Source organism: Bacillus sp. FSL W7-1360 (assembly GCF_038592975.1).
GTDB classification, from domain to species: Bacteria; Bacillota; Bacilli; order Bacillales; family Bacillaceae_D; genus Shouchella; species Shouchella lonarensis.
This window is the reverse complement of the sequence record NZ_CP151950.1, coordinates 2,415,309-2,435,221: the sequence shown is the minus strand read 5'-3', so window position 1 is coordinate 2,435,221 and position 19,913 is coordinate 2,415,309. Positions and strand designations below refer to the sequence as shown.

Annotated in this window: 22 protein-coding genes; 6 read left to right on the top strand and 16 right to left on the bottom strand. The window is 43.7% G+C overall.

Going from position 1 to position 19,913, the window contains the following annotated elements:
* From NSQ26_RS12620 to NSQ26_RS12600, 5 genes are read right to left on the bottom strand one after another with little or no spacing between them, the layout of a single operon-like run.
* The gene (locus tag NSQ26_RS12620; protein WP_499718398.1) at positions 1 to 387 is read right to left on the bottom strand and encodes a GntR family transcriptional regulator; all 387 of its coding nucleotides are present in this window, start codon (positions 385 to 387) and stop codon (positions 1 to 3) included.
* Positions 380 to 1,099: a hypothetical protein gene (locus NSQ26_RS12615; protein WP_499718397.1), complete on the bottom strand. Its 720-nt coding sequence runs from the start codon at positions 1,097 to 1,099 to the stop codon at positions 380 to 382. Before NSQ26_RS12615 ends, NSQ26_RS12620 begins: the two co-directional genes overlap by 8 nt.
* 46 nt (positions 1,100 to 1,145) lie before the next feature.
* Complete coding sequence (locus NSQ26_RS12610) at positions 1,146 to 1,844, bottom strand: hypothetical protein (RefSeq protein ID WP_499718396.1); 699 nt, start codon at positions 1,842 to 1,844, stop codon at positions 1,146 to 1,148.
* Positions 1,845 to 1,853: 9 nt separating this feature from the next.
* On the bottom strand, positions 1,854 to 2,576 hold the full coding sequence (locus NSQ26_RS12605) for a hypothetical protein (RefSeq protein WP_499718395.1): 723 nt from the start codon (positions 2,574 to 2,576) through the stop codon (positions 1,854 to 1,856).
* 25 nt (positions 2,577 to 2,601) lie between these two features.
* The gene (locus NSQ26_RS12600) at positions 2,602 to 3,081 is read right to left on the bottom strand and encodes a small multi-drug export protein (RefSeq protein ID WP_176763755.1); all 480 of its coding nucleotides are present in this window, start codon (positions 3,079 to 3,081) and stop codon (positions 2,602 to 2,604) included.
* A 328-nt stretch (positions 3,082 to 3,409) separates the two neighbouring features.
* Between NSQ26_RS12600 and NSQ26_RS12595 the strand changes: the two genes are divergently transcribed.
* Together NSQ26_RS12595 and gerQ are read left to right on the top strand one after the other, a co-directional pair.
* Positions 3,410 to 3,841 (top strand): cell wall hydrolase, encoded by a 432-nt coding sequence (locus NSQ26_RS12595; RefSeq protein ID WP_499718394.1) that lies wholly within the window; start codon positions 3,410 to 3,412, stop codon positions 3,839 to 3,841.
* Positions 3,842 to 3,864: 23 nt separating this feature from the next.
* A complete protein-coding gene (gene gerQ / locus NSQ26_RS12590) occupies positions 3,865 to 4,431 on the top strand; it encodes a spore coat protein GerQ (protein WP_499718393.1) in 567 nt (188 codons plus the stop codon).
* A 47-nt stretch (positions 4,432 to 4,478) separates the two neighbouring features.
* On the opposite strand, the gene NSQ26_RS12585 is transcribed toward gerQ, so the two are convergent.
* Entirely contained in the window at positions 4,479 to 5,036 is a 558-nt protein-coding gene (locus NSQ26_RS12585) for a winged helix-turn-helix domain-containing protein (RefSeq protein WP_499718392.1), read from the bottom strand.
* Between the two features lie 141 nt (positions 5,037 to 5,177).
* On the opposite strand from NSQ26_RS12585, the gene NSQ26_RS12580 reads away from it, so the two are divergent.
* Both NSQ26_RS12580 and NSQ26_RS12575 read left to right on the top strand, forming a co-directional pair.
* Positions 5,178 to 6,434, top strand: coding sequence for an MFS transporter (locus tag NSQ26_RS12580; RefSeq protein WP_499718391.1), 1,257 nt, complete (start codon positions 5,178 to 5,180; stop codon positions 6,432 to 6,434).
* A 151-nt stretch (positions 6,435 to 6,585) separates the two neighbouring features.
* Positions 6,586 to 7,842, top strand: a complete 1,257-nt coding sequence (locus NSQ26_RS12575; protein WP_499718390.1) for an MFS transporter — start codon at positions 6,586 to 6,588, stop codon at positions 7,840 to 7,842.
* Between the two features lie 85 nt (positions 7,843 to 7,927).
* Here NSQ26_RS12575 and NSQ26_RS12570 read toward each other — a convergent pair whose 3' ends face one another.
* The 10 genes from NSQ26_RS12570 to NSQ26_RS12525 all read right to left on the bottom strand — a co-directional run bounded on the left by NSQ26_RS12570 (position 7,928) and on the right by NSQ26_RS12525 (position 17,438).
* Complete coding sequence (locus NSQ26_RS12570) at positions 7,928 to 8,305, bottom strand: DUF423 domain-containing protein (protein ID WP_090774638.1); 378 nt, start codon at positions 8,303 to 8,305, stop codon at positions 7,928 to 7,930.
* Between the two features lie 84 nt (positions 8,306 to 8,389).
* Positions 8,390 to 9,856, bottom strand: a complete 1,467-nt coding sequence (gene putP / locus NSQ26_RS12565) for a sodium/proline symporter PutP (protein ID WP_499720072.1) — start codon at positions 9,854 to 9,856, stop codon at positions 8,390 to 8,392.
* Between the two features lie 73 nt (positions 9,857 to 9,929).
* A complete protein-coding gene (locus NSQ26_RS12560; RefSeq protein WP_499718389.1) occupies positions 9,930 to 11,279 on the bottom strand; it encodes a YjiH family protein in 1,350 nt (449 codons plus the stop codon).
* A 115-nt stretch (positions 11,280 to 11,394) separates the two neighbouring features.
* The gene (gene hutH, locus NSQ26_RS12555; RefSeq protein ID WP_499718388.1) at positions 11,395 to 12,918 is read right to left on the bottom strand and encodes a histidine ammonia-lyase; all 1,524 of its coding nucleotides are present in this window, start codon (positions 12,916 to 12,918) and stop codon (positions 11,395 to 11,397) included.
* 104 nt (positions 12,919 to 13,022) lie between these two features.
* Complete coding sequence (gene hutP, locus NSQ26_RS12550) at positions 13,023 to 13,460, bottom strand: histidine utilization transcription antiterminator HutP (RefSeq protein WP_090774857.1); 438 nt, start codon at positions 13,458 to 13,460, stop codon at positions 13,023 to 13,025.
* Positions 13,461 to 13,574: 114 nt separating this feature from the next.
* A complete protein-coding gene (locus NSQ26_RS12545; protein ID WP_499718387.1) occupies positions 13,575 to 14,018 on the bottom strand; it encodes a DUF4064 domain-containing protein in 444 nt (147 codons plus the stop codon).
* A 131-nt stretch (positions 14,019 to 14,149) separates the two neighbouring features.
* Positions 14,150 to 14,596, bottom strand: coding sequence for a DUF4064 domain-containing protein (locus NSQ26_RS12540; RefSeq protein ID WP_499718386.1), 447 nt, complete (start codon positions 14,594 to 14,596; stop codon positions 14,150 to 14,152).
* Positions 14,597 to 14,811: 215 nt separating this feature from the next.
* Positions 14,812 to 16,305, bottom strand: a complete 1,494-nt coding sequence (gene cshA, locus NSQ26_RS12535) for a degradosome RNA helicase CshA (RefSeq protein WP_499718385.1) — start codon at positions 16,303 to 16,305, stop codon at positions 14,812 to 14,814.
* Positions 16,306 to 16,544: 239 nt separating this feature from the next.
* A complete protein-coding gene (locus NSQ26_RS12530; protein ID WP_499718384.1) occupies positions 16,545 to 17,012 on the bottom strand; it encodes a thioredoxin family protein in 468 nt (155 codons plus the stop codon).
* Between the two features lie 6 nt (positions 17,013 to 17,018).
* Complete coding sequence (locus tag NSQ26_RS12525) at positions 17,019 to 17,438, bottom strand: disulfide oxidoreductase (protein ID WP_499718383.1); 420 nt, start codon at positions 17,436 to 17,438, stop codon at positions 17,019 to 17,021.
* 217 nt (positions 17,439 to 17,655) lie between these two features.
* Between NSQ26_RS12525 and NSQ26_RS12520 the strand changes: the two genes are divergently transcribed.
* Positions 17,656 to 19,179 carry an FAD-dependent oxidoreductase gene (locus tag NSQ26_RS12520; protein ID WP_499718382.1) on the top strand — a complete coding sequence of 508 codons (1,524 nt, stop codon included), beginning with the start codon at positions 17,656 to 17,658 and terminating at the stop codon, positions 19,177 to 19,179.
* 208 nt (positions 19,180 to 19,387) lie between these two features.
* Positions 19,388 to 19,912, top strand: a complete 525-nt coding sequence (locus NSQ26_RS12515; RefSeq protein WP_090774628.1) for an NfeD family membrane protein — start codon at positions 19,388 to 19,390, stop codon at positions 19,910 to 19,912.
* Position 19,913: the final 1 nt, after the last annotated feature.

Below are 19,913 nucleotides of genomic sequence, written 5' to 3'. Positions count from 1 at the left end.
TCATCCCTCCATCAACGCTTCGGCAAACAGCTTTTTCAACTCATCATCACTATAGCCATAGCGGCGTCCAGCTTCAATTGCTTTTTTCAATGCTTCTTCTAATGACACATGTTTTTGCATCGCTTGTTCCCGTGCAGACATTGCTTTTACAAACGTCCCCTTCCCTTGTAATGTTTCGATATAGCCCGCTTGCTCTAAATTTTGATACGCCCGCCGCGTTGTAATGACACTACAAGACAGCTGTGTTGCGAGCTTCCGAATCGACGGCAATGCACTGCCGGGTGGCAATTGCCCTCCAACAATGAGTGACTTTATTTGCGCCTCGATTTGATCATAAATCGGGCTTCGACTTGCACTATCGACTTGAATCGGTAATCGCTCAAACACTGGCATCTCTCCTTTCGAGCTCCAAACGCATCCTCCTTGGTGTGATCAACAATACAATTGTAAATAATAGCGCCAAAACGAGCGGGGTTCCAATAGGGTAATATTTCACGCTATAAAAGAGCGTCTCAAAGAACCATATATTTTTTTTCCAAACTAAAACAAGCAATATGATCACCATGGATAAAATTATTAGAGAGGTTTGAATCTGTTCACGCTTGCTATACACCATCACAGGTTCATACATCACATGCCAAAGCATCCACATGCCATTTAGTAATAACCATGAAAGAATGAGAGAAATAAGCGAGACATCAGGAAAGGGCAAGTCAAACCAGCTCATTCCAATGACCATCACCACTAAACCTACGGTAAAAAATAACACCATACTGCACATCTGACTGACAATCCGACTCCAACAAAGCATTGTTACTTTTAGCGGAAACAATCGATAGATGTCCCAAATAAGCAAGCCAATTCTTTTCATATTACCGGACCCTGCAAAAACATACGCTGAATGTTTCCTCACTAAAAACAAAGGTCCCCAAATAAAGATATAAAAAAGCACAAAATTAACAAACCCATTCGAATCGTCTACACCATATGCAACAACTGCAACTCCCCCGCTCACTGCTGCAAACAATACTGTCAGCACATAATGCCAAATCGACGTCATCCGAAACTCCGCTGCCACAAGCTGTAACACTGTCTTCATATTTCTGTCTCTCCTTCTATAAAAAGTTAAGCGCTGCGCATACTTTTCAAACACGAATATCCCTCTTTTTTAAGAGCGACTTCATTCTTTTTAACCCCACGAACAACATTGCCACAAGCAACAACATGAGTATGACCGGTGTTGCTATCGGAAAACGTGCTACACTAAGGAAGAGCATTTCAAACATCCATATGTTTGTATGAAACCCGATCCAAAAAATAAAAAGCAAGAACACCATAATAAATGTAACCATTTTTAAAGCATCTACCTTTGTATAAGCGATACAAAGTTCATTTCTACCGTGAAAAAGAAAGACCATACCATTTAGCAACAACCAGGAAATAACGAGAGAGGACAATGAGACATCTGGCAAGCTCACATTCATCATGCGCCAAACAATTGCTGCAACAACGAAACAAACTGTATGAAACAAGAGAATAAAACATAGTTGGCTAATAACACGACTCCAATAAAGGTTCGTTGTCTTTATTGCGAAAGACGGATAAATGTGCCAAATAGGTAAACCACGGTTTTTTGATCGATAACCTGTATGCTTCATTATTAAGAACGACATACAGATGAAAAGCGGATATAAAAACGCCATATTGAAAATGAATGGCTCACCTATCCCATAAACGACCACACTCAATGTACCAATGGTCACTGCAAGCACACACGTCACAACATAACCCCACACCGGTGTCATCCGGAACTCTGCTACAACAAGCCGTAAAACCACGCCCATCGTCTCACCTCATATCATTTTATTTCCCTTTCGTAACTGATACAGTAGCACCTTTGGAATGATAACTAAACAGAGAAGAAACAGCAAGAAACAAACAAGCACCGTCCATAACGGCGTACGTATCGCCGCTTCAATGGCAATCCCGTAAAACCATTGATCTGTGAGCAACCCGACAGGTAAAAGCAATAATGCTAGCAACAGTGATCCATAAGAAGAAAGGTGATAGCCATTCACTTTCCGCCCCTGATACCGTTCACACATCACATACACGAACATTGCCACCGCACTGAGGAGAAGCCATGACAGTGCTAACCCGAGGTGGTGAAATACCGGATATCCTCGCAGTATAAAGACAGTGACAACACTAGCGAGCAACATGGTGTTAAAAAACATCCCATGTAATAACTGACTAACGATCCGACTCCAGATAACCTCTGTTTCTTTTAACGCGAACGTTTTGTACAAGGAAAAAATGTCCGGGACGCTCACGCCATTATGTTTCAGTCGATAAGGCACAGATCGAATCACAAATGACGTCGGTAGCCCTAAAAATATCAGAAGAATGAGGCTAACCACAATGAACTTTAGTCCTCTTTCACCCTCCAAAATCCCTAGCTCGATAATCATATAACTTAACAAAAGACCGACGAACCCTGCATTAAAACATGTCCAAAGGTATTGCCACACCGATATCGTTTTAAATTCAAATAGCACAAGTTTCCATACTTTCATAAGTACGTTTCACCGCCAACCCTCGTTATCTAACAAACGTAAAACCTAACATATATCCCATAATTATCCCGAGCACACCCCATATGAAAATGCTAATTGTGTGCCAGAAAATTACTTTATTTTTGCTTGCACCCGCTGCAAGTGATGTGAATGCCGCGATATGTCCAGGTGCAATGATTGGCGTTAAAATCGCGAGACCAGGCACACCGTACTTTTCATACATCCTCCGTGCCTTTTCTGCTCTCCCATGGATAAATCCCTTTTTTTCCTGTTTTCTTTTCCGCAGTCTCGTAAACAATGCATCAAAAGGTAAAATAATAATCATCACTGAAACCCAGTTTCCAATCATCGCAACCAATAGTACTGTTACAAATGGCGCACCAACAAATGCACCTACCGTCGCGGCAAAAAATACTTCAAGCAAAGGGATCATTCCAATGAGAAAAATACCTAGATGTTGTGCGATCTCATTCATTTCTGATAGTTGATTAATAAAATCTTGCATAGTAATAACACTCCTTGTCATCTTATAATCATGTAGGTTGAAATATAAACGTCATTAGTGCAACATCTCATATGTACTGCTCCACGCTAAGAGTGTATATATGTTTATGTGTTTATATCTATATATACAATAACACACCTTTTTCTGTTCATGCAACACTTTTTTAAAATCTTTTTCCCTCACCTTCATGTCATACAAACAGCTGACCATTCATATAGTGAAAGAGACGCAAAAAATGCAGATTTTGCAGGTCAGCACAGACAAAGTGGGCTCAGGGGTTGCCATCCTGACCTAACGAATTCTGATGCCAAAACAGGAGGTGTTCGCAATGGCAGTCGTGAAAGCATCCTCCAGCGATGTCGATATGCTTGCCCGACTGATGCGTGCCGAAGCAGAAGGAGAAGGCGAGATAGGCATGCTCGCTGCAGGCAATGTGATGATCAATCGCGTCCGCGTGCGCTGTCTCGATTTTGGCGGTGTCAACACGATCCCAGCAATGGTTTATCAATCACCGGGGGGATTTGAAGCCACACAAAAAAGTTATTTCTATCAACGCGCACGTGAACGTGATCGCCGGTTAGCTCGCCGTGTTATCGATGGGGAAAGAACACGCCCTGCTGATTTTTCGCTATGGTTTTTTCGACCAGACGGATCTTGCCCGGCACAATGGTGGGGACAATGGAATACGGGACGTTATAAAGCGCATTGCTTCTATCAACCAATCCCTGCGGATTGCGAAGAAGTTTTTAATACATTTTAAATTCGGAAAAGGAAGTGATACAAATGTACCCTCACGAATGGTTTGAACTTCATCGCCAACAACCTGTACAGCAACAACCTTGGCAACAGCAGCCTCCCCAACAGCAGCCCCCCCAGCAACAACAGCCATGGCAACAACAACCCCCTCAACAACAGCAACCTCTACAACAGCCGTTGCCGCAACCACCTGTCGGAGATCAACCTGGTTATTTCTCAGCACAACAGTATCAAGTACCGGGCTTTGTACAGCAACAGCAGCAACAGCAGCAACAACCGACTCCACCAATTCCAGGGATGCTGCCAATTGAACAATCATTCATTGAAAATATTTTACGCTTAAACCGCGGAAAACAAGTGACTGTTTATCAAACGTTTGAAGGCAATAACGAGTGGAATGCCCGTATTTTCCGTGGGCGAATCGAAGAGGCTGGGCGTGACCATATTATCCTCGGCAATCCACAAACAAATGAACATTACTTACTACTGATGGTCAATTTAGACTATGTCACTTTTGATGAACCCATTACTTATGAATACCCATTCGGTCAACCGACACCACCACTTACGCAATATTCGCCACGACCAGAATAAAGATCGCAAAAAACCAGCCGTCGATTGACAGCTGGTTTTTTGTGTGTTTACTCCCCCTCCTGCTTGTATGTTAAAAGCATATAAGTGTAGTCATGCTTCTCTTCCCCTGACTCTGTATCGGTTGCATCGGCTTCGGCTTCAGCTTCATCCAGCACAAGCTTAATGGCTTTATTCGCTTTTTTCCATTGCGCGTACGTCATCGGCGTATGCAAAAAGACCAATGACCCTCTACTTTCTCCCGTCTCCTCTTCGTAGAGGCCTTCCTCGAACAAAGTCATTGCTTTGGCAACTGTTTCATTTACATGGCGTATAACTTCGGGAAGTATTTCTTTCATCTCATCATCATCAAGCGACGTGAAATTCATCTCCCCCGATTGCGACATATAATAATTCTCCCGCAAATTGCCTTTTTGCTCCGTTTTTGTCTTTACAATCACCTTCAATTCTTCTAATTGTTTCATGTGATAATACAGACGTGAGGCAGGAATATTGATATCCGCGGCAATTTCCTTTACCGTTCTTTCTTTAGCACTAATCGACTTCATAATTTCTCGTTTCGTCTCATTGAACATCGCTTTTACAAGTTGAAGATCATTCTTAGCCAAATTTACTCACCTCTTTAGAAAAAAAGATTGACAAACCTATTATACATCATTTAAATTTAATTTAACCGTTAAAATTAATTTTAACGGTTAAATTAAATTTAATAAGACATGCCATTGACATGTCCTAGGAAGAGGGATGAAATGAGAAAAGCTAATTTTTGGTACTTATTTTCCGGTAGACTATTTAGTAACATTGGTGACAGCATCTACTACTTTATGGCGATGTGGCTCGCGTTTGAATTAACGGGAAGTCCGTTGTACAGTGGGATTGCATTATTTTTGACAACGATCCCATCTGTATTTCAGTTTTTAACCGGTCCGTATGTAGACCGCACGAATTTAAAATCGCTTTTAGTCATCACACAGTTCCTTCAATTTATTTTATTATTGACATTACCAATACTGTTTGTTTTGGATGTATTAACCGTGCATTGGTTGCTACTCGTCATGTTTATTGCTTCTTGTGTCAATGAGTTTGCTTACCCGGCGCAAAGCGCACTATTGCCGCGGATTGTTGAAAAAAATGAACTCATGAAAGCAAATACTTACATGAGATTCGCTTATCAAGGAACCGACATTTTATTTATGGCGGTTGCTGGTGTCTTATTGGTCATCACAGGTGCACCAATCTTGCTGTTTCTCACGGCATTTTTGTTCTTGCTCACCTCTTTCTTATTTACACGCTTAAAGATCACAACAATCACGGACGAATCTGCCGAGCACAACACACTGCCAACCATCATGCGAAACTATCGGGCTGATTTAAAAGAGGGTGTATCCTACGTCAAACAAACGATTTTGCCATCTATGATGATTGGTCCAATCATTGCAAATGCCTTTTTGATCGCGCTCATGGCGAACTTACCGGCCATTGCTGCGCAAAAAGGCGGGCCTGCTTACTACGGCGCCTATATGGCCGCATTCTCCGTTGGCATGTTGCTCGGTACTGCCAGTGCGCCATTGCTTAGTCGCTTCAAACTTGGTGCGCTGCATATTATTGGTTTCATAATTTCTGGCATCGTGTTGGTATGTGCTGCCATTGTACCCTCGCCAGTCGTATCGATCATTTTCTCTGGGATGGGTTCAATCATCATTAGTGCTGTCAATGTGGTGAACCTCTCCATCGCTCAGCGTTGCATTGAAGAACGCATACTCGGTCGTGTATCAGCTCTTTTAGGGAGCGCCGCCACACTAGCTGCTCCGCTCGGGGCACTTATTGGGGGTTTTATTGGGGCTTACTTCAGTCCTATGTATACATTTGTCGGTGCAGGGGTGTCGCTCATTTTTGTTTCCCTCCATTGGCTTTCGCAGCCACTACTACGCAAGTTGCCGAAGCCGGACGAATGTGAGTTGGCACTGGACAAGCAGCAAGATTATCAGATGAGGAAAGCCTCCTAAAAACAGAGACCGATCCTCACAGCATGACTACTGAAAGATCGGTCTCTACATATCAAAGCGTAATCATATTCCACAAAAATATTGACAAACTCCTCACAAATCATCTAAGTTAAAACTGTATGCAATATCAATGGAAAAAGAGAGGTGCATGATGAAGCAGTCTAATTTCTGGTTTTTATTTTCCGGCAGGTTATTTAGTAACATTGGTGATAGCCTTTATGCAATTATTGCGATGTGGCTCACCTTCCAATTAACAGGCAGCACGGTGTATACAGGAATTGCGGGTTTTTTAACGATGATTCCAACCGCTTTTCAATTCTTAACAGGACCATATATTGACCGTGCCAACTTAAAAGCGGTTTTGATTACGACACAATTTCTACAATTCGTGCTCCTATTATTCATTCCAACACTCTATTACTTTGATTTATTGACCGTACACTGGTTACTCCTTATTATGTTCATCACTTCTTGTACAAATGAATTTGCCTATCCGGCTCAAAATGCACTATTGCCGCGTATTGTAGAAAAAAACGAGCTCATGAAAGCAAACTCGTACATGGCTTTCGCCTACCAAGGGACAGATATTCTATTCATGGGCATTGGCGGCGCTTTATTAATTTTTACTGACGCACCGTTGTTTCTATTTATGAACGCATTTTTATATTTAATGACCACTTTCTTATTTTCACGCTTAAAACTCACCAAAACTCGCAAATTACCTACCGGAAAGAAAAACTTTGGCACGATTTTCCGCACCTATAAAACTGATCTGAAAGAAGGGATGACTTATGCGAAAAGCACACTGATTCCGCGAATCATGGTAAGTGGGATTGTCGCCAACGCCTGCCTCATGGCCTTTATGGTCAATTTACCAAGTATCGCCGAACAAAAGGGCAGCGGCGGATTGTACGGTGCCTATATGGCCGCGATTTCTGTTGGTATTTTACTCGGTACTGTAAGCGCCAACACGCTTAGCCGTTTTAGACTTGGAAAAGTCACGGTTATTGGCTTCATCATTTGTGGGTTAACATGGATTACAGCAGCAATCGTTCCTTCAGCCGTTGTCTCCATTATCTTAACCGGATTTAGTACGACCATCATCGGTGCGACGAATGTGATGGCCGTCGCCATCTTCCAGCGCTGTATTGAGGAGCGATTGCTCGGGCGTGTCATGTCGCTCATGATGAGTGCCTCTGCCATTTCAGCCCCACTCGGTTCACTTCTCGGAGGCTTCATTGGTGCGCAATTCGACTCCACATATACGTTTATTGGTGCTGGTGCTTCACTCATCGTTATCTCGCTTTATTGGCTGACACAACCGTTGTTACGAGAACTACCAAAACCAGATCAATGCGAGCTTGCATTGGACAAGCAAGAAGATTGGCGCGAGAAAAAGTCTAGCTAATAAAACAAAAGAAGTAACCGACCCCCTTCACTCATCTCGGTTACTTCTTTCTCTTCTATCTCAAGCGACTAGATTCTACCCTCTATCAAGCCATCTCTCTCATTACTGCCAGCCCGAGCAATACCCAACCAGCAATAAAAGCTAAACCGCCTATTGGCGTAATCGCCCCAAGCACACGTAAATCCGTCAGCGCCATTACATACAAACTCCCTGAAAATAAGACGATCCCTACGATAAATGCCCATCCTGCGCCACTAAACATCCCGCTCGTCCCTAATTTCCAGGCAAGTATGCCAGTTGCCAGTAAGCCAATGCCATGAATCATGTGGTATAGAACACCGGTCTGATAGTTTTTCAACATCCGCTCACTAATACGCCCTTCTAATCCATGCGCGCCAAACGCGCCAATCGCAATAGCCAGTGCCATCACAAACGCACCGATGACAATGAATAACTTCGCCATTTCCCTCACTCCTTCCGCTCTTACTATATCACAATTTTTGCCTACTGAAAAAAATCTAGCGCCTCTTAAAGCGCTAGATTTGTTCTACTTCTCTTCTTTAAATACCCGTAAAAATGTATGAAACCCTTCTGTCACTGTCTCGTCTTTTTTCGTGCACAGGCTTACAATATAGATGGCAACGCTACTTGCAATAAAACCAGGGACAATTTCATACAATTGCTTGTCTAAACCAGCAAACACCCACGCGATGACCGTTACAGCACCAACAACCATCCCAGCAAGCGCTCCCCATTTTGTCATTCGCTTCCAATAAAGACTAAGCAACATGAGCGGTCCAAACGCTGCACCGAAGCCTGCCCACGCGTGACCGACGAGATCTAAAATCGTCTTATTTTGTTCCCATGCAAACAGGAGTGCCACCACCGCAACAGCGACAACTGCCGCCCGTCCGATATACACAAGTTCTTTTTCTGATGGTGTGCGTTGACGCAACACTTTATATAAGTCTTCTGTCAATGAACTTGAAGTCACCAGTAACTGGGATGAGATCGTACTCATCACCGCAGCAATAATCGCACAAAAAATAAATCCTGTAATGAGGGGATGAAACAAAATGTCTCCCAACAGCACAAACACGCGCTCAGCCTCTTCTTTACTGTCAAAAGAGATGCCTCGGCTCGATAAATATACATGCCCAAGCAAACCACTAATCATTGCACCAATCATAGAAATGATCATCCACGTCATCCCAATTCGTCGTCCTGGTTTTGCGTCTTTTGCCGTCCTCATTGCCATAAACCGTACAATAATATGCGGTTGACCAAAATAACCGAGCCCCCATGCTAATAACGAGATCACACCAACCACCGATGTTCCGCGCCAAATATCCAGCAATTTCGGGTCAAGTGTTTGCATCGCCGTTATTGTTTCCGTCGGTCCATTTAAATTTAATATGAGTACAATCGGTACAAGCACGAGCGCTAAAAGCATGATCGCACCTTGCACAACATCTGTCCAACTAACAGCTAAAAATCCACCAAAAAATGTATAAAAAATCGTGACACCCGCAACAATCCATAATCCTGTATGATAATTCACATCGAGTATGGTTGTGAATACCGTACCACCGGCAACCATCGTCGCAGAAACATACATTGTGAAAAATAAAATGATGATGACACCAGACATCATCCGCAACATTTTTGCCCGGTCTGCAAAACGATTTTCTAAAAATGATGGAATGGTAATTGAATTATTGGCCACTTCTGTGAACGTCCGCAATCTAGGCGCCAAGTAGAGCCAGTTTAAATATGCACCGATCATTAAACCGACAGCCATCCAGCCTGCGCTCAGCCCCATCCAATACATGGATCCTGGTAACCCTAACATGAGCCAGCCACTCATATCCGATGCACCCGCACTAAGTGCCGCTGTTGCTGGTGAAAGTGCCCGTCCTCCCAAAGCATAGTCCGCGTGATTCACTGTCTTTTTATAGCCGTACCAACCAATCCATAACATCAATAATAAGTATAGAATAAATGAGATCATCATATACGACATCGTTAGTCACACCTTTCTTACAAGAAATATGTGAAGCCTCGGCAAGCGAGGCTCCTATTTTATTCTACAACAGTAAATGTGCCATTAACACAATAATTGGTAGTGTGATGACCGTTCGTAATAAGAAAATCCACACACAATCTAAAAAACTTACCGGTATTTTTGCAGCAATTAACACGCCACCTGTCTCGGACATATAAATGAGCTGCGAAACAGACAATGTCGCGATGACAAAAAGTGTGAATTCGTTTGTAATCCCAAAGGTCCCAGCCATAATGGTAGGTAGCAACATATCTGTAAATCCAACGAGCAATGTTTGACTCGCTTCAGCAGCTTGCGGCACATTCATCCACTCAAGCAGAGGAATAAACGGCATACCGAGCCATTCAAATAACGGTGTGTACTCTGCTGCAATCGTGGCAAGTGTTCCAATTGCCATAACGACTGGCAATACGCCTAGCCAAAGCCCAAGTACATTAGAAATACCGCTCTTTACATTTTTACCTACATCAGCATTTTCTGCTGCACGTGCGGTCGCCGCGGCAAGCCCTGCTGAAAATACACCTTTTACAGCTGGTTCTGGTCGACGTGGCGAACCATCAATATATACATCTTTTTTACGGGATAGCGGAGGAATACGGGGCATAATGAACGCCGCAATTAGTCCAGCAACAAACAATGTCAGAAAGAATGACCAAAATAAATGGCTAATATTTAGTTCCGATAAAATATAAATGCTAAAGGTAATCGATACAACTGAAAATGTCGATGCAACAATTGCTGCTTCACGTTCTGTATATGCTCCTGCCCGATATTGTTGATCAGACAACATAATCCCAACAGTGCCATCTCCAACCCACGACGCCATCGTATCAACAGAAGCGCGACCTGGCAAGCGGAACAACGGGCGCATAAATTTGCGCAACAACATGCCAATGAATTCCATCAATCCAAAATTCAACAACAGCGGCATCAGTAGCCCAGCAAATAAAAATATCGCAAACAAAAATGGCAATAAACCTTTCAAAAGCAAAGCCCCTGTCCCTTCATCTAAAAGAAACTCAGGTCCAATTCCATAAGAAACAAGCACCGCAAACAGTGCACCAATGATACGTACAACCAACCATGGTATCGTGGTCACAAACAAACCATGATAAAACTTATTCTCCGTGATCATACGTGGTTTGAATAATGTCGTGATCAACGTCACGAGCGCTCCCCCTACCATGAGCCACGTAACAATGCTGATGATGACGCTTTCACCGAGTTGTCCTTGCAGCCACTTTGCAGCAATGGTTACTGGGAGCAAGATCCCTTCCTTATCATCCGGAAGAGGCGTCATAAATAAGAATATCCCTACTAAAGATGGCATCACAAACAAAAAGACATACTTGAGTTGTATAGGTTTGCCCATATGCCCAACCCCCTAAATAAAAAATAAATGACTGTTTCTGTTATTTTAAACGAATACAGGAAAAAGTTCTACATAAATTTTCTCTAGAAAACTTTCTTCCAAGCGGAAAGAGGGTTCAAGACCCTCTCACTTCGTTTGCCATCACCTTTCCTGGCTCCTGAACTGCTGCGTGCAGCCAAGCAGTCATCGCTTCAATATCTTTGGAAAATACGCGATCGCCATCAATAAACGGAACAACATGGCGTGCAGCAGTGTAGAACGCATGTGTCACTGGTGCCATTTTATGCGCACCACGAATGTCCACTGCTTGCAGCGCACAAATCGCTTCAATGGCATACACGCGCCGAACGTTTTCAATCACTTGATAAGCGTGCCGCGCCCCAATCGTGCCCATACTCACATGGTCTTCTTGGTTTGCGGAAGACGGGATCGAATCGACACTTGCTGGGTGCGCAAACGTTTTATTTTCAGATACGAGCGCGGCGGCAACGTACTGCATAATCATTGCCCCAGACTGCAAGCCGGGCGCTGCACTTAAAAACGGTGGTAAGTCGTTTAACTGCGGATTCACAAGTCGCTCAATCCGCCGCTCTGACACACTTGCAAGCTCTGCCATCGCAATCGCCAAATAATCCATGGCAAATGCAATCGGTTGTCCGTGAAAATTGCCACCAGAAATCACTTTTCCTTCGTTCGCAAAAATGAGTGGGTTATCAGTCGCCGCGTTCATTTCAATCGTCAGCTTGTCTTTAACGTAAGTAAGCGTCTGCGCCGTTGCCCCATGAATTTGCGGAATGCAGCGCAACGTATAGGCATCTTGCACACGCTTCTCCCCTTGCACGCTCACAAGCTTGCTCCCTTCTAAATGGGCCCGCATCCGTGCTGCCACAGCAATCTGCTCCGGATAACCACGCGCCTCATGCACAAGTGGATCAAATGCATCCATAATGCCGTGTAAGCCTTCCATTGTTATCGCCGCAATCAGCTCGGATTGTTTAAATAGACACGCTGCTTCTAAGTAAGCAACGACGCCGACCGCCGTCATCGCCTGTGTGCCATTAATGAGTGCCAAGCCTTCTTTTGCTTCAAGTACAATCGGCGCAATACTAAGACGTGCAAAACACACTTTTGTTTCTAGTTGTTCTCCTTGGTACATCACTTCTCCCTCACCCATGAGCACAAGTGCCAAATGTGATAACGGCGCTAAGTCGCCACTCGCTCCTAAAGAGCCTTGTTGCGGCACACATGGATATACTTCTTTATTTACGAGTTCAATGAGTTTCTCTAATAAACTTAGCCGCACACCAGAGAACCCCTTCGCTAATGCATTTGCCCGTAACACCATCATTGCCCGGGTAATGGTTTTAGAAAATAATGGCCCAACCCCACACGCATGAGACAAAATTAAATTCTTTTGCAAAGCAGCGACATCTTCGGCCTCAATCCGGACATCACTAAATTTTCCAAAACCAGTCGTAATGCCATATACAATCTCCCCTTCTGCCACAATACGCTCGACCATCAAGCGACTTTGCTTCACCTTAGCAATGCTTTCCTCACTAAGTGCAACCTTTTCCCCAGAGAATAAAATCGCTTTCATTTTTTCCAACGTTAACGTATTGCCGTCTAAATGAATCATTCACTCCACCCTTTCTTTGTCTTCCATACAAAAAAGACTCTAGCGAACAACACATAATCCTCGCTACAGCCTCCTTACCACTCGTATCTATAGGCATGTCTATTTTATATATGGTTAATTCCTAAACCAATTGCCTCGTGCTCTAACCCTTTGACTGGGGCACCAATCGTGCCGTATAGCGCAACAGCTAACCAATCGCCCTCTTCCGTATTCTCATACGGATTGCCACGTAAAACCGCAAAACGAAGCCCCACTGTCCGCAACACAGAACCAAGCTGCAATGATCCACGCGTCACACCTTGAAGCGCTTCCAATATTGCATGGTATAACGCATGACCTTCACGGTAACGATCCTCACCGATCACCCCTTCGCGCTTGGCAGCGGTTTCAATTGCTGCTACAACTTTATGCGCGTCCATGGAACCGACTTTACCCACACAGCCAATCCAACCTTGTTTTTGAATCACTTCTGCCCGAGCGTCCTCATCTAACACAAGCATGAGCGCTTGCCTACCAATACGTCGATCTGCATGTAGCAATATTTTCACTCACCTAACAACTAGTCATCTAATGTTAGTGTAAGTGAATTGTGGGATGGTGTCAATTACCACACACATAAAAAAGAAAACCGCCTATCATTAGGCGGTTACACATGATCACAGCGTTTCTTGTGGGGCTTTGCGAACGAGCGCCATCATCCCTGCGATAAGATACAGGATCATAGGGATTAATGGCAGCAAGATCATTAAAAAGACATTTACCAACAAGCCATAAACAACAACCCCACCTAAAAATAAAATACCCGAAAGGATGGCGTTTTTCTTAATAACAATCGCTGAAACGAGACCCGCGATAGCCGCAATAAATGAGGCGAGCGCATATGTACCATATGGACGTTCGGCGAAAAATTCAACACCGGTCTTGACTTCATCAGGCACTTCTTCCCCTTCTTCTTCCTCCCAAGCCTCTGTAAACCCTTTAACAAAATCATCTGGTTCTCCTGATTGCTGTATAGCACTTATTCCGGCAAAGGCAAGCCCCCCAAGAACAAACAAAATCAAACCGATAATTCCGAGCGCACGTTCTGCTGTTCGTTTCATACTTTTCACCCTCCCATTGTTTATTCATTTTTTTGATCAATTAGCGCGCCGCCATTTTCGTTTGACTCAGAGATTCATACACGAATTCCCTAAAGTACCTACTGTCCAGGAGAAAACTACTGAGTCAAATACTATTCTTGTAACGATGCTGAATCTTTTGAACCTCTACGCACAAGTGACATGATACCGGCAATGAGATACATAATAATTGGCAAGAATGATAAAAGAAACATCCAAAGACCAACCATTAGTCCATAAATAACAATCATTGCTAAAAATAATACACCAGATATGACTGGCTTCTTACTGACAATAATCACAGCAACAAGGCCTGCAACCGCAGCAATAAATGAGGCTAGTGCAAATGTGCCATATGGTAGTTCAGCAAAAAATTCCGCCAACTCATAATCGTCTGCTGTCAACTCTTGCCCCTCTGATCCCTTAGAAAGCTGTTCTATAATCGCCTCTTCCAGTTGACCCGACTGCTGCTGAGGAACTGACATAGCAAGTAGTCCTCCCCCAATCACAAATAACACCAAACCAATAATCCCGAGCACACGCTCTGCTGTTCGTTTCATACTTTTCATCCTCTCCATATTTATGTACTTCTTCTCGATTTACGGATTGAAACAAGTACTGGTTTCAAATTCCAGCGAAAAAACACCAAATTGCCATAAAAATACTCACTTATTTGTTTTCGTATACGCTTTCTACATACGACAACCACAAGTCGCACAAAATTGGACAAAGCCTCTTTAAAAGAAGCCTCATCCTTATTTTGTGCAAACACCCATTAAGATGGATGTTTCGAACCACTCCGACGACCGCCACCACTACTTTTCCATTTTCCACGACGGTCATCACGCCCACGCTTTTGTGGCCAAGGGCGTCGATCACTGCGCGGACCACGCTGCTCACGGCTTCCACCACGGTTCCCGCCACTTGAACCGGGACGTTTTCTAGAACGTAATGGTGATTCGCTTGTTAATTTTACCGGTGTTTGATCTGGTTCTTTTGTCATTAACTTGAGCGCTACAGATAGTGCTGTAATTGCATCTGTTTCTTGCAACAATGCTTTTGCACTCGCACGATATTCAGCTTGCTCACCTTCTGCAGCTAGCGCACGTAACTGATTAAGTGCTTCTTGCTTTTGTCCCGCAAGCGCCTCCTCGTGTGTCGGCTTTGGACGCTTTGTCATCCGCTTTTTAGAGACGTGTTCGATCAATTTCAAATGGTCACGCTCAGGTCCAGTCATCAAGGTAATGGCAATCCCCGAACGCCCCGCACGACCTGTCCGACCAATTCGGTGTACATAGCTTTCTGGATCTTGCGGCAAATCAAAGTTAAATACGTGCGAAACCCCACTAATATCAAGACCACGCGCAGCAACATCTGTCGCCACAAGTACATCAATGAGTCCTTCTTTAAATTTACGCAAAATACTGTTTCGCTTTGCCTGATTTAAATCACCGTGTAAGCCTTCTGCACGGTAACCACGCTTTACAAGTGCTTCTCCTAATTCATCGACGCGTCGCTTCGTCCGTCCGAAAACAATTGCAAGCTCTGGTGTCTCCAAGTCAAGCAACCGACAAAACACATCAAATTTTTCTCGTTCATGGACTTCAATATATTGCTGTGCAATATTTTCCATTGTGACTTCTTTTGATTTCACTGACACACGTTGTGGATTCTTCATAAATTTTCCAGCTAATGACTCCATACGGCGCGGCATCGTTGCAGAGAATAACAACGTTTGACGCGTCTCTTCGGGCGTTGCTGCTAAGATTGTCTCAATGTCTTCAATGAAACCCATATTTAACATTTCATCGGCTTCATCTAACACAACCGTTTGAACATCCGATAAGGAGATGGTTTTGCGACGCATATGGTCCATTAATCGTCCTGGTGTCGCCACAACAATGTGTGGACGCTGCTTCAATGAACGAAGCTGCTTCCCAAAGTCTTCTCCCCCGTATACCACCGTCGTCCGCACACCTTTTACACGTCCAAACGCCTTAAGTGCTTGTTCAACTTGACTCGCTAATTCCCGTGTCGGAGCCAAAACCAATCCTTGAACCGTTGCATCGGCAACATCCACGCGATCAACAAGTGGAATCCCAAACGCGCCTGTTTTTCCTGTCCCTGTTTGCGCCTGTCCAATAACGTCTTGCCCAGCCAACACCAGTTTAATTGTTTGTTCTTGAATCGGTGTTGCTTCTGTAAAACCAATTTTTGTTACTGCATCCACAACATCTTTACCTAATCCAAATTGTTCAAAGTTTACCAAGTGCTAAAAACTCCCTATATTTAAATTGAAACACTTATGCACTTAAAAGACTGTCCAGATGCCAAAAGCGGGAAACAAGGCACGCTTCTCGCATCAAGACAGCCTTCGCTTACAACCTTTTTCACTTCACACTCGTACAAAAAGCGTTCCTGTGTTTTCAAAAAATAATCGTAACATATATGAACAACATATGCAAGGAGCAGTCCCGTAACTAAAGAATGCTCCCTACATCGGTTGTTTTACTTCGTTTGCTTTAAAAACGTTTGAAATGCTGTTACATCCCCTACTCCCTTTAACCTATCGACTTCTTCTCCATCCTTAAAATATACAATCGTTGGGGTTGCCTCAATGTGGTAGTCTTCCCAGCCCTTTTCATACTCGAGCAAATTATATTGATCAATGTGGACACCTTCTAACTCAGCAGCTTCCATCAGTGGTGCGGTCGATTGTTGGCAAGCCGGACAAGTTGGTGAAAAGAAATAAACGACGACGTCCGATTCCGTTGACAACTTTTTCTCCAATGCATCTGGCATAATGACATTTTGGTAATTTTTATCGCTCAGTTGCTTCACGGTCTCTGGGTGTAAATCGTCTTTATCGTATAATTTATTGTCTGCCAACTGTTTATTTTGGCTAATGTTTTGCAAAACCACCAACACGATAAAGAGCAACAACACGGCCCCTCCAATAAATAACAACTTTTTCATCTGCTTCTACCCCTTCCTCATTCGTATCACGTACAAACTTAATAAAAAGATCATTAAAAAAGCAGCACCAGCTAAAAAAGGAATTGTGATGAATCCAAGCCAGTTAATATACGCACCCGTGCACGGGATTCGTCCACAACTCATGACAACATCGTCAGCAACAGGCAACTTTTGAATCATATAATGATATGTAGAAATACAAAAACCAATGCCTGATAACACAGCCGCATAAATCGCAACAGACGCATCTTTACGTGCAAAACCGATGGCTAACAAAAGAACAAGCGGATACATAAAAATTCGTTGATACCAACATAGCACACACGGTTCAAATTGACGAATGTCGGAAAAATAAAGCGAGCCACCTGTGGCCACAAGCGCAATTGTCCACGACAGCAATAAGCCATTCTCTGCTTGTCTCTTCACGTGAAATGTACCCCTCTCTAAGACGTCAAACGCCCTATACTCTTCTTGCCAAAATACCACATGTAACCTTCCTATAGCGTACCTTATCTCCTGCACAATTGTAAATAACTGAGATGATAAAAAACTAGCATTCTATAAAATAACCGACTTATTGTCATAAAAAAAACAAAACTTGTCCATCGTAATGATAGACGATTAAAACGGAGGGGACAAGTTGATGAAAAATGAACACCACACACTCACATCCTTATGGCAAAAACATCTTGAAATGCCCACGTACGAGACACTACAAGCAGACATCCACGTTGATGTCGCAATTATCGGTGGCGGCATCACCGGCGTAACAACCGCTTTTTTGCTTACCAAAGCACGCAAAAAAGTAGCACTACTAGATGCGGGGCGTATCGGTGGCGGGACAACAGGTCATACAACAGCAAAAATCACGACACAACACGGTCTCATTTATGATGAATTGCTTGCAAATCTTGGACAAAAAGAAGCCAAACAATATTATCAAGCGCAAGATGAGGCACTCACTTACATGCGCCAATTGATCGAAAAGGAAAGCATTTCCTGTGACTTTACGAATGAAGATGCCTATTTATACGCCACGACGCATCACGGTGAACATCGACTAAGACGGGAATGGGAAGCGTATCAAACACTCGAACTCCCTGGTGAATGGGTGACCGACACACCCGTTGCTCTTGGTGCACGTGCTGCAATCAAAGTAGCAAACCAAGCGCAATTTCACCCAATTCATTATATCGCTCATTTGTGCCAGTATATGACAGAACAAGGGGCGCAAATTTTTGAACAAACTGCCTGTGAAAAAGTTGAAAAAGACAAGGGTGCAGATACAACTGCTATCCTCACAAAAAGTGGCGCGCGCATCCACGCACAAACGATCGTTTGTGCGACCCACTTTCCGTTCATTGATGGGGGGGGCTTTTATATGTCTCGCCTGAAAGCGGAACGCGCATATGTTGTCGCTGCAAAAACATCTTTGGCGTGGCCAGGGGGCATGTATATGAATGTTGAGCAACCTACGCGCTCGCTCCGACAAGTCACAATAAATAATATTGATCACGTGCTTGTTAGCGGTGAAACCCATAAAGCCGGTCAAGGGGGCGACGCACGCCACCATTACGATGCCTTAAACACTTTTGCAAAAGAAACATTTCCCGGCGCAGATGTTGTCTGCGAATGGTCTGCCCAAGATTTATCCACCTTAGATCATGTCCCGTATGTTGGTCCACTCTCACCGCTCCAACCACACGTACTTGTTGCGACGGGTTATAAGAAATGGGGCATGACTGGGGGAACAGCCGCCGCCAGGGTACTGTCTGACTTGATTCTCGAAGGCAATAGCTTGTACCGCGAATTATTTGATCCCATGCGCTTTCATGCCGATCCAAGCATTCGCGTCTTTTTAAAAGAAGGGTTTGACATCGCAAAGCATTGGCTGTCTGGCAAACTGCGCGGACCTGTTGAAGATTTAAAAGAACTAGACCGAGGACAAGGGGCGGTCGTCAAATATAAAGGGAAAAAGGCAGGTGCCTTTCGTGATGAAAATGATGAAATTCATCTTGTGGATACAACATGCACACATCTTGGCTGCGAATGTAACTGGAACCATGCCGATCTTACATGGGACTGTCCTTGCCACGGTTCACGCTATACGTATCGTGGTGAAGTCATTGAAGGTCCGGCGAAAGAACCATTACAGAAGTTAGACTGATCCCTATATCGTTGTAAGAGGGGACCTAATATGTCATTAGGCCTCTCTTTTACTTTGCAAAAAATTGACTCTGCCAATGGAACAGTGGTTATCCTTTTAAGCAAAACAATTTTATTGCTAAAATGAAACTTAAATGAATGTACAATCGTAAATAAAACACCGGCAATCACAACCATGATGTACAATTTGGTTAAAGGAGGAGGATTTCATGGCGTTGGAGACGATGTATCTCATTTTGCTACTCGTAAGCGGAGGGCTAACCATCCTTTACGTGCTACTCTCTGACATTTTAGAAGGGATATTCTCAGTTTTAGACAGTTGGCTTTCACCAACAGTCATCCTATCATTTACAAGTTTCTTTGCCGCATGTGCGTACTTATTAGAACGTTTTTCCCCACTAACAAGTTTGCCTATCGCTGGGATTTCACTTCTTGTCGCACTCGTTCTCTCTAGCTGCTTGCACATATTTGTCCTTACACCGCTCAACAATGCAGAAGAGTCTAATACTTATCATGAAAAAGATTTAGAAGGGAGAAGTGGCGAGATTATTACAGCCATTCCACACGACGGATTTGGTGAAGTGCTATTAAAAAGTGATAGTGGGATGATTGCAAAAACGGCAACAGCAGTAGAGGGAGTCTCCCTTCCTGCGGGTACACAAGTTGTGATTGTCAAAATGTCGCAAGGCGTCGCCTACGTATCTACCCTTGATTTAGACATTTTATCAAATTAAT